The organism is Soehngenia longivitae (assembly GCF_004684055.1).
GTDB lineage: Bacteria > Bacillota > Clostridia > Tissierellales > Tissierellaceae > Soehngenia > Soehngenia longivitae.
Genome location: NZ_SRIB01000027.1, coordinates 1 through 2,146, shown reverse-complemented (window position 1 = coordinate 2,146; position 2,146 = coordinate 1). Strand labels below are relative to the sequence as shown.

Genomic DNA, 2,146 nt, shown 5'->3' with positions numbered 1-2,146 from the left:
CCGCCGTATACGAGAACCGTACGTACGGTGGTGTGGGAGGTCGGAAAATAAAATAATTATTTTCCTCCTACCCGATTGACTTTAACACTTGTAATAAAATAAACCTCGATTAATTGTTGAATTTACAATAATTTTCGAGGTTTTTATATATTTTCTATTGTATATATGAGGTATATATGTTATAATAATATATATATTGGAGGTGCTGTTATGGCTAGTATACAAGTATATAATTCAAGAGGCAACAGATATGTGAGAATCATTGAATCATATAGGGAACCTGGCATGAAATACCCTAGAATCAGAGTCTTAAAGAACCTTGGCAGAGAAGACGAGTTGGAAGCCAAGGAACCTGGCATTGTAGAAAGGTTAAAAAAAGAGCTTGAAGAGTCCAAGTCATTGGAAGATACCATAAAGAAGGAATCTTTGATCAATGAGTTAAAAAACATTATCAGCGAAAATTCTTCTAATAACTCTAAGGGATTTCCCATCATAAACTATGGAGTTAAGGTTTATGAATCATTGTGGAAAGAGCTTAGGCTTGACTACTTCTTTGACTACAGACAAAACAAAGACTCCAAGATTGAGTATTCCCTAAAGGATGTTGTCTCTTTGCTAACCTATTCAAGATTGTTAAATCCTGACTCCAAGAAATCAACGTATGAGAGCCGTAACAGCTATATTAACTCAAAGGATTTGGAGCTTGAGCATCTGTATAGAGGGTTGAAGTTTCTGGGTATACAAAAGGACAATCTCGAAAAACATATCAACAAGCAACTTGCCAAGACAATGGACAGGAATCTGAATGTAGCATTCTATGATGTAACTACATACTACTTTGAATCTGTTGATGCTGATGATCTCCGGAAGTTTGGATATTCCAAGGACAACAAAGTGAATCAGGTACAGGTAGTTATGGGACTTTTGATAGACGATCAAGGGATACCCATAAGTTATGAGCTTTTCCCTGGGAATACAAATGATTTTAAAACACTAGTACCAGTGATAGAGAAACTGAAGAAGACATACGGAATCAAGAAGATAATCATAACAGCAGACAGAGGTCTCAATTCAAAACAAAACCTGGCATACCTCAAATCAGAAGGCTACGATTATGTAATGGCATACAAGATCAGATCGAGCAGCAGGGCCGTAAAGGAAATGGTCCTAGGTGATGATTACAAAGAAGAATCAAGTGAGTTTAAATGGAAGCTATGTAAATTTGAAAATACAGTATCATACCAAGGAGAGAAGGTAAAGCTTGAAGACAACATGCTCATAACTTGGAGCCTCAAAAGAGCACAGAAAGATAGGAAAGACAGAGAAAGATTGATAGAAAAATCAAAAAAGCTAGTGGAATCCCCATCAGCACTAAAAGCTGAGATGAAAAAGGGCGGGAAGAAATATGTACAACTGAGCTTAGCCATTGAAGAGCCTTTAAGATTTAATGAGAAGCAGAAAGAGATAGATGAAAAATTTGATGGATACTATGGCATACAGTTTTCCGATAAAAGTTTGAGTCCTGAAAAAGTTTTGGACATATACAATGGGTTATGGAAGATAGAAGAAAGCTTCAAGGTTCTTAAGAGCAACCTCGAGGCAAGGCCAATCTATGTATGGACAGAAAGCAGCATAAAAGGACATTTTGTAATGTGTTATTTGGCATTAGTATTGGAAAGATATTTAGAATACAAATTGAGACAAAAAGGAATTGATCTATCAACAGAGAAGATTCAGGAAGCAATAGAGAGTGCAAAAATCATGGTAGTAGAAAAAGAATCAAACGGTCTCAAATACTACATCAAGAGTGAAACCAAAGATGATTATGACAAGATAGTTAAAGCATTGGGAATAAAAGAAATACCATCAACGGGATTAATTAAAAACATAATTTAGGTGCATATATACAACTGTAAAAAAACATCTACCCCTGAACTACCGTTTCTACAGTATGTTTAGGGGTTTATTTGTCTTTAAAAGTGTTAAAGTCAGGAAAATAGTGGAGCTTATGCTCCACTATTTTATATCTATTAAAATGTTATATTTCTATGGCCTTAAAAGGTAAAAATGGTCAAATGTAAAACTAAATTAGACCTTTGTAAAGTTAAATTAGACCCTTACTAGAAATCAGTAAAATAGACAAATT

1 protein-coding gene is annotated in these 2,146 nt (G+C 34.9%); it reads left to right on the top strand.

All coding sequences use genetic code 11. The features are described from left to right. Window positions 1–210 precede the first annotated feature (210 nt). Complete coding sequence (locus E4100_RS09240) at window positions 211–1,896, top strand: IS1634 family transposase (protein ID WP_167792115.1); 1,686 nt, start codon at window positions 211–213, stop codon at window positions 1,894–1,896. Window positions 1,897–2,146: the final 250 nt, after the last annotated feature.

What these genes read in the sequence shown, in the direction of transcription:
- E4100_RS09240 (WP_167792115.1), top strand. Translation starts at nt 211, where the DNA reads ATGGCTAGTATACAAGTATATAATTCAAGAGGCAACAGATATGTGAGA.